The following is a 6,890-nucleotide window of genomic DNA, read 5'->3' as shown; positions in this document are numbered from 1 at the left end:
GGTCGCCAGCCGCCGCGCCACGGCCGCGATCCCGGCTGTCCGGCATCGGGCTGGCGCGGACGGCCCGGCTGCGCGCCCGGCGGCCGGCCATGTTGTCCCGGCTGGTGCGGCCGATCGGTTCCGGGCCGCCCGTTCGGACCATCGGGCCGGCCTGGCCGCCCGATCCCCGGTCCGTGCCCGTCGCCGGGCCGGTGGAAGCGCCCCGGCGGCGGCCCCTGGAAGCCGCCTTCGCGCCAGCGGCGGAACTGCTCGGCCAGCGCCTGGCGGCGCAGCCGTTCGGCAGTCAGCCGGTGGCGCCAGCCGGCGTCGCGCACCGAATCGCGGTGATGGCCCCAGCCGGGATGGCGCTGCCAGCCAAAGTCCCACAGCGCCACGCTGCCCCAGATGATCGGACCGGTGTCGATCCACGCCTGGCTGTCGACTTCGCGGCGCTGGCTCTGCAGCATCGCGCGCAGCAGCGCCCGTCCGCGCGCATAGAGTTCGGCGCCTTCGCCGAGATGCGCGGCGCCGGCTTCGCGCGGCAGCGCGCCGCCGTCGGGGCCATAGACCACCGCCACGGTCTCGCCCTCGAAGCCGAAGCTCATTCCCGGGCGCACCGCGAGGAACGGCCCCCGGTCTTCGGGGGAGAAATAATAGCTCTGGATGCCGTCCTGGGTTTCCTCGACGACGATGCGCTGCCCGTCCTGCAACTCCCAGGCCCAGGGCTCGGCGCCGTCAAAGGCAAAGGCATAATCGGGCGGCGCGTCGCCGATCGCTTCCCACAGCGAGTCCGCGCGGTCGATGAACGCGTAGAGGTCGGGGCTTTCCATGTCGCTATACGCCGGCGGGGGTGCCGGCTCGTAGCCGCCGTCATACGGCATCATGCAGGCCGAAAGCGCCAGCGCGCCGCTTATCGTGCCCAGCCGCGCCGCAACTGCCCAGTTCATCCCTGCCTCCCGGTTGTTTTGTTTCGGCGCCAGCATCTGTCCGGGGCACTGAACAAAGCATGACTGTCGCGTGCAACCAATTGAAAGCTATTATTCGGCCCGGCGGAACATGTTGTTCTTGAGCACCTGCTCGACCCGGCGGACCAGTTCCTCGGGCTCGAACGGCTTGACCAGATAGTCGTTGGCGCCAGCCCCCATCGCCTCGTCGATATTGTCCTCGCCGCCCTTGGCCGTCAGCATCAGTACCGGCGTGAGGTACAGCCCCGGCAGCCGGCGCAGCGCAGTGAGGATATCGACGCCGTTCATTCCCGGCAGCCCGCGATCGAGGATGACGAGGTCGGGCTTCTTGAACGCGATCGTCTCGAACGCGAGCGTACCGTGATTGATCACGCCGACGATATGCCCGGCGGCCGTGAGGACTTGCTGGACCAGTTCGCCGACCAGCTCGTCGTCCTCGACATAGATGATGCGTGCCATCAGCGTTTCGCCGCGAGCAATTCTTCGACGCGGAAGACGAGCTCGTCCGGATCGAAGGGCTTCTTCATATAGTCGTTGGCGCCGGCGAAGCGCGCCAGCTCCTCGTCGCGCTCGCTGCGCCTTCCGGTCAGCATCATCACCGGCAGGTTGGCATATTCGGTCGTCTTGCGCAGCTCCTGGACCAGCAGCACGCCCGAAATCCCGGGCATGTTGCAGTCGAGGATGACCAGATCGGGGCGTCGCGCCTTGATGATCTTGAGCGCATCGTCGCCGTTGCTGACCAGCCCGGCGCCGTGTCCCGCCGCGATCAGCGCGTCGCGCGCCATCTCGCCCACCAGTTCGTCGTCGTCCGCGATGATGATCCGCGCCATTCCGTCCCTCGATGCTCGCGCGCGCCGCGGCGCCACAGTCGGGGGATAACGCGCAGGAACCCGGCGAAGTCGCAACTCAGGACAAATCGCGAGGGCGCCGGTCATCACCGCGGCCCGAAAGTTAGGGATTGCATTCTATAGGTAAGGTTGGGAGTTTCAGGAAACGCGATGATGACGGATACCAATCCCCGCCGATCGCGGACGATGATCGTGGCGGTGTTCCTGCTGCTGATCTGCTGTACCGGTTCGGGCGTCTGGCTCGCCTGGCAGAAGCAGAATGCCGAAAATTGGGTTCGCCATACCTTCGAACTCGGCGACCGGCTGTCGAAGGTCCGTATCCTCATCCTGCGCGCCGAATCGGCGCGCCGCGGCTTTCTGCTCACCGGCGAGGCCGAGGATCGCGCGATCTTCGTCGAAGTGCGCGGCAAACTCCCGCAGGAAGTCGACGCGCTGCGCCGCGGCACGTCCGACAATCCGAACCAGGGCATTCGCGTCGCGCGGCTGGCGGCGCTCGTCGGCGAACGGCTGGCCCGCAGCGAGCGCTCGATGTGGCTGCACGGCATCGACCGCGACGTCGAGGCGCTCGAGCTTCTGCGCGGGACCACCGCGCGCGAGATTCGCGGACGGCTGCTGCAGGTCATCGGCGAGATCGAGGCCGAGGAGGAGCGCCTGCTCGCCCAGCGTCTCCGCCGCGCCAATGCCTATCAGAAGCCTGTCCAGATCGCATTCGTGGGCAGCGCCTTCCTCGTCCTCCTGCTCGCCTTGCTCGTGCTGCGCGACCGCCGCGCGCGGATGCTGGCGCTGCATGCCGCCAACGACCGGCTCGAGCAGGACATGGCCCGCCGCGAGATCGCCGAAGCCCAGCTCGCCTTGCTCGCGCAGAATGCCACCGACGCCGTGTTCCGGATCGGCCTCGACGGCATCATCACTTATGCCTCGCCGTCGACCGAGCCGGTGCTCGGCGCCCAGCCCGAGCTCGCCGTCGGCGCCTCGATGGCGACGCTCGTCCATGACGAGGACCGCGCCGCGCTGTTCGATTTCTATTCTCGGCTCGTCCGCGGCGAGATCGAGCGCGGCGTCATCGCCAATCGCATCCGCAAGCGCGCCACGCCCGATGTGGATACCTGGATCGAAGCCAATTGCGGCCTCGTCCGCGATCCCGAAACGGGCGCGCCGGTCGAAGTCATCGCCTCGCTGCGCGACGTCACCCAGCGCAAGCAGCTCGAGCAGGAGCTCGAATCCGCGCTGGCCCGCGCCGAGGCCGCCGCCAGCGCCAAGTCGAGCTTCCTCGCCAATATGAGCCACGAGATCCGCACTCCGATGAACGGCGTGCTCGGTTTCGCCGATCTCCTGCTCCACAGCGATCTCACGCCGCAGCAGGAGCGCCACGCCCAGTTGATCGTCGATTCGGGCAAGGCGATGATGCGCCTGCTCAACGACATTCTCGACATTTCGAAGATCGAGGCGGGGCAGATGCAGATCGCCCCCGAACGCGTCGATTTCCGCCACGCGCTGCGCAACTGCGTCAAATTGATCGAGCCCGCCGCCGCCCAAAAGGGCCTGCGCGTGTGGTTCGACGTCGAGCCCGAGCTGCCGATGTTCGTGCTGATCGACGGGCTGCGGCTGCGCCAGATCGTGCTCAACCTGCTCGGCAACGCCGTCAAGTTCACCGAGGCCGGCAGCGTCTCGATCGAGGCGCGCCGCGGCTGGCACGATCGCCGCGCCAATATCGAGATCACCGTCGCCGACACCGGCATCGGCATCCCCGAGGACCGCCAGGCGGCGATCTTCGAGCAGTTCGTCCAGGCCGAGCAGTCGACCGCACGCCGCTTCGGCGGCACCGGGCTCGGCCTCGCGATCAGCAGCCAGCTCGCCACCTTGATGGGCGGCTCGCTCACCTTGACCAGCGAACCGGGCGTCGGCACGCGCTTCACCCTGCGCGTGCCGCTGCGCCTCGCCGACGCGGCCGATGCGCATGCCGCGCCGGTCGAATCGCGCGAGGAACAGCCCGAACGCCACCTCCGCGTCCTCCTTGCCGAGGACCACGACGTCAATCAGGCGCTGATGGAAGCGATGCTCGCGCAATTGGGCCATGCCAGCGTCACCGTGCCCGACGGCGCGCAGGCGCTCGAAGCCGCCACCCTTGCGCGGCGCACCGGCGTTCCGTTCGATCTGGTGCTGATGGACATGCAGATGCCGGTGATGGACGGCCTCGAAGCCACCCGCGCGATCCGCGCCGCCGGGCTCGGCCCCGAGACGCTGCCGATCCTCGCGCTCACCGCCAATGCCTATGCCGACGATGTCGCGGCATGCATCGTCGCGGGGATGCAGGCGCACATCGCCAAGCCGGTCCAACTCGCCGATCTGTCGAAGATCATGCGCCGCTGGACGCGCCCGGCATCGGCCCTGCCAGCGCCCGAAGCCGTGCCCGCGCCGACTCCCAAACTCGCCATCTCCCCCGCGCTGCGCGCCCGCTACGATGCGCGCAAGGCCGGACTGCTCGCCTGCGCAGAGAGCATCGCCGCGGCAGAGCGCTTCGACGACGAATCGATCGCCGAACTGCGCGGCCTGCTCCACAAACTCGCCGGCTCTGCCGGCATGTTCAAGGAAGCCGCGCTGGGCAGCCGCGCCGCCGACCTCGAAGACGCGCTGGAGACCTGCCCGCCCGAATCGCGTCGCGGCCATGTCCGCGAGGCGATCGAGGCGCTCGCCCAGCCAGCCTGAATCCGTTCCCCGGCACAGGCCGGGGAACGGGCGGCTCCACCGCGCTGGATCAGGCCCGGCTTATTCCTCGGCCGCTTCCATGTCCGCCTTGGTCTTGTGCGCCACGCCCGGATCCTCGGCCGGCGGCGCATAGATCGAGAACAGCTTCAGCGGCTCTTCGCCCTTGTTGATGATGTTGTGCTTGGCGCCCTTGGGGATGACGATCACGCGATTGGCGACCACCTTGGTGCGGCTGCCGTCGACCACCGCCTGGCCCTCGCCCGAGACGAAGAAGGTCACCTGATCGGCGGGATGCGTCTCCTCGCCGATATCGTCGCCCGGCTCGATGTGCATCATCACGATCTGCACCTTCTTGTCGAGATAGACTTCCTTCTGGAAGAACTTGTTCTTCGTCGCGGCTTCGATCAGGTCTTTGTTGAAGACGGCCATTGCGGTTGCTCCCTATGGTTCGCAGCGCTCAACCGGCGCGGGGCGCGGGGGTTCCGGATTGGATGCGCACAAACGGCGTGCCACCCCTTTGGCATCGCTCCGTTTTTTTCCAGGCGCTCCCGCCGGCCGCGCGCGCCTCGGCGCGGCAGGTGCGCATCTCGCCCTCTACCGCGCCCGCACTGCGCTCCCGCCGAACACGATCTGCTGCCGGGCGGCATCGCTGAACAGGCCATAGAGGAACGGCGTCGGCGGAACGCTCGCCGCTGCCAGCGTCGCGAGATGCTCGGCCGGAATCGCCAGATCGGTCGCGGCAATATTGTCGTGCACCTGGCGCACCCGGCTCACCCCCATCAGCGCGGTATCGACTCCCGGCTGCGCCAGCACCCAGGCCAGCGCCACCCGCGCCGGACTCTCGCCCATCGCCTCGGCCACGCCGCGCAGCGCCTCGACGATTTCCCAATTGCGCTCGGTAAACAGCGAATCGCCAAACGGATTGGCACCATCCAGTCTTTTGTCACCCTCGGCCCGCGCCTCGCCGTTGCCCGCATCGCTCGGCAGCCCGCCGGCGCGCGGCGCCCCGGCCTCGACCGTCGCACGGTCATATTTGCCGGTCAGCAGGCCATAAGCCAGCGGACTCCACGGCATGATCCCGATCCCCATGTCCTGCGCCAGCGGGACATGCTCGATCTCGATATCGCGGCTGACCAGCGAATAGAAATATTGCAGCGCGATCGGCCCGGGCAGCCCGCGCACCGCCGCCAGCGTCGCGATCCGCGCGACATACCAGGCCGGCGCGTTCGAGATTCCCCAATAACGAATCTTGCCGGCGCGGACGAGGCTGGCCATCGTCTCGAGCAACTCCTCGGCCGGCGTCACCGAATCCCACACATGCACCCAATAGAGATCGACATAATCGGTTCCCATCCGGCGCAGCGACCCTTCCAGCGCGGCACGGACATGCTTGGCGCCGTTGCCGCCGGCATGCGGCCCCTGCCCCGCCGCGAAGCCCGATTTGGTCGCCAGCACCAGGCTGTCACGCAAACCCCGCTCGGCGATGATCGCGCCCAGCATCTCCTCGCCGCGCCCGCTGGCATAGACGTCGGCGGTGTCGACCAGATTGCCGCCGGCCTCGACATAGGCGTCGAACACCGCCGCCGCCTCGGCCCGCTCCATTCCCCAGCGCGCCATGCCAAAGGTCATCGTCCCCAACGCCAGCGGGCTGACCGCGAGCCCCGAGCGACCCAAAGTGCGATAATCGGTAAGCGCCATGCTACAACTTCCATAGTGATCGTTAGCAAACCCCTTGCCGCCCATTGCCGCGCGCAGTCAACCATTATATAGCGATCGCTATGAAACTAGCCGAAGCCCCCGCGCGCCGCACCGGCCGGCCCTTGTCGTTCGATCGCGACGCCGCGCTCGATGCGGCGATGCGGCTGTTCTGGCAGTATGGCTATGAAGCGACTTCGGTCGCCGAACTGACTCAGGCGATGCGCATCACCCCGCCGAGCCTCTACACGGCGTTCGGCGACAAAGGCGGCCTGTTCCGCGCGGCGGTCGACCGCTATCTCCAGGGCGGCAAGGCCGTCCCCGAGATCATCGACAGCGCCCCCACCGCACGCGACGCTGCCGCCAATCTGCTCCGCGCCGCCGCATTGGGCGACACCGGCGACGACACCCCCGCGGGCTGCCTGCTCGCCAGTTCCCTGGTCATCGCCTCTCCCGCCGCCGCCGATATCCGCGAGGAGCTCGCCACGATCCGCCGCGACATCGAAGCGCGGCTGCGATTGCGGATCGAATCCGACGTCGCCACCGGCGCACTCCCGCCGGCCACCGACGCGGACGCGCTCGCCGGCCACGTCCTCGCCGTGATCCAGGGCATGTCGACGCTCGCCAAGGACGGCGCGGGGCGGGACAAATTGCTGCGGATCGTGGACATGGCGATGGCCTGCTGGCCGGCGTAGCG

General features: G+C 68.3%; 6 protein-coding genes and 1 pseudogene. 2 read left to right on the top strand and 5 right to left on the bottom strand.

Going from position 1 to position 6,890, the window contains the following annotated elements; genetic code table 11:
- The 3 genes and pseudogenes from E5A73_RS14870 to E5A73_RS14860 all read right to left on the bottom strand — a co-directional run.
- A pseudogene (locus E5A73_RS14870) lies at window positions 1–926 on the bottom strand (proline-rich domain-containing protein); the annotation flags it as partial.
- Between the two features lie 90 nt (window positions 927–1,016).
- Window positions 1,017–1,403: a response regulator transcription factor gene (locus E5A73_RS14865; protein ID WP_135964605.1), complete on the bottom strand. Its 387-nt coding sequence runs from the start codon at window positions 1,401–1,403 to the stop codon at window positions 1,017–1,019.
- On the bottom strand, window positions 1,403–1,774 hold the full coding sequence (locus E5A73_RS14860; RefSeq protein WP_135964604.1) for a response regulator transcription factor: 372 nt from the start codon (window positions 1,772–1,774) through the stop codon (window positions 1,403–1,405). Before E5A73_RS14860 ends, E5A73_RS14865 begins: the two co-directional genes overlap by 1 nt.
- A 171-nt stretch (window positions 1,775–1,945) precedes the next feature.
- On the opposite strand from E5A73_RS14860, the gene E5A73_RS14855 reads away from it, so the two are divergent.
- Window positions 1,946–4,498 carry an ATP-binding protein gene (locus E5A73_RS14855; protein ID WP_168355943.1) on the top strand — a complete coding sequence of 851 codons (2,553 nt, stop codon included), beginning with the start codon at window positions 1,946–1,948 and terminating at the stop codon, window positions 4,496–4,498.
- A 60-nt stretch (window positions 4,499–4,558) separates the two neighbouring features.
- On the opposite strand, the gene E5A73_RS14850 is transcribed toward E5A73_RS14855, so the two are convergent.
- Entirely contained in the window at window positions 4,559–4,927 is a 369-nt protein-coding gene (locus E5A73_RS14850) for a cupin domain-containing protein (protein WP_135964602.1), read from the bottom strand.
- Window positions 4,928–5,092: 165 nt separating this feature from the next.
- Window positions 5,093–6,196 (bottom strand): aldo/keto reductase, encoded by a 1,104-nt coding sequence (locus tag E5A73_RS14845; protein ID WP_135964601.1) that lies wholly within the window; start codon window positions 6,194–6,196, stop codon window positions 5,093–5,095.
- 80 nt (window positions 6,197–6,276) lie between these two features.
- Between E5A73_RS14845 and E5A73_RS14840 the strand changes: the two genes are divergently transcribed.
- Window positions 6,277–6,888: a TetR/AcrR family transcriptional regulator gene (locus E5A73_RS14840; protein ID WP_206366504.1), complete on the top strand. Its 612-nt coding sequence runs from the start codon at window positions 6,277–6,279 to the stop codon at window positions 6,886–6,888.
- Window positions 6,889–6,890: the final 2 nt, after the last annotated feature.

This window comes from Sphingomonas gei (genome assembly GCF_004792685.1).
In the GTDB taxonomy this organism is placed as follows: Bacteria; Pseudomonadota; Alphaproteobacteria; order Sphingomonadales; family Sphingomonadaceae; genus Sphingomonas; species Sphingomonas gei.
Note: the sequence above shows the minus strand (reverse complement) of the source record. Positions and strands in the feature narration are given on the sequence as shown.

Bases quoted from the DNA above. Each gene is read 5' to 3' on its own strand.
- E5A73_RS14845 (WP_135964601.1), bottom strand. From the start codon at position 6,196: ATGGCGCTTACCGATTATCGCACTTTGGGTCGCTCGGGGCTCGCGGTC.
- E5A73_RS14855 (WP_168355943.1), top strand. From the start codon at position 1,946: ATGACGGATACCAATCCCCGCCGATCGCGGACGATGATCGTGGCGGTG.
- E5A73_RS14865 (WP_135964605.1), bottom strand. From the start codon at position 1,403: ATGGCACGCATCATCTATGTCGAGGACGACGAGCTGGTCGGCGAACTG.
- E5A73_RS14840 (WP_206366504.1), top strand. From the start codon at position 6,277: ATGAAACTAGCCGAAGCCCCCGCGCGCCGCACCGGCCGGCCCTTGTCG.
- E5A73_RS14860 (WP_135964604.1), bottom strand. From the start codon at position 1,774: ATGGCGCGGATCATCATCGCGGACGACGACGAACTGGTGGGCGAGATG.
- E5A73_RS14850 (WP_135964602.1), bottom strand. From the start codon at position 4,927: ATGGCCGTCTTCAACAAAGACCTGATCGAAGCCGCGACGAAGAACAAG.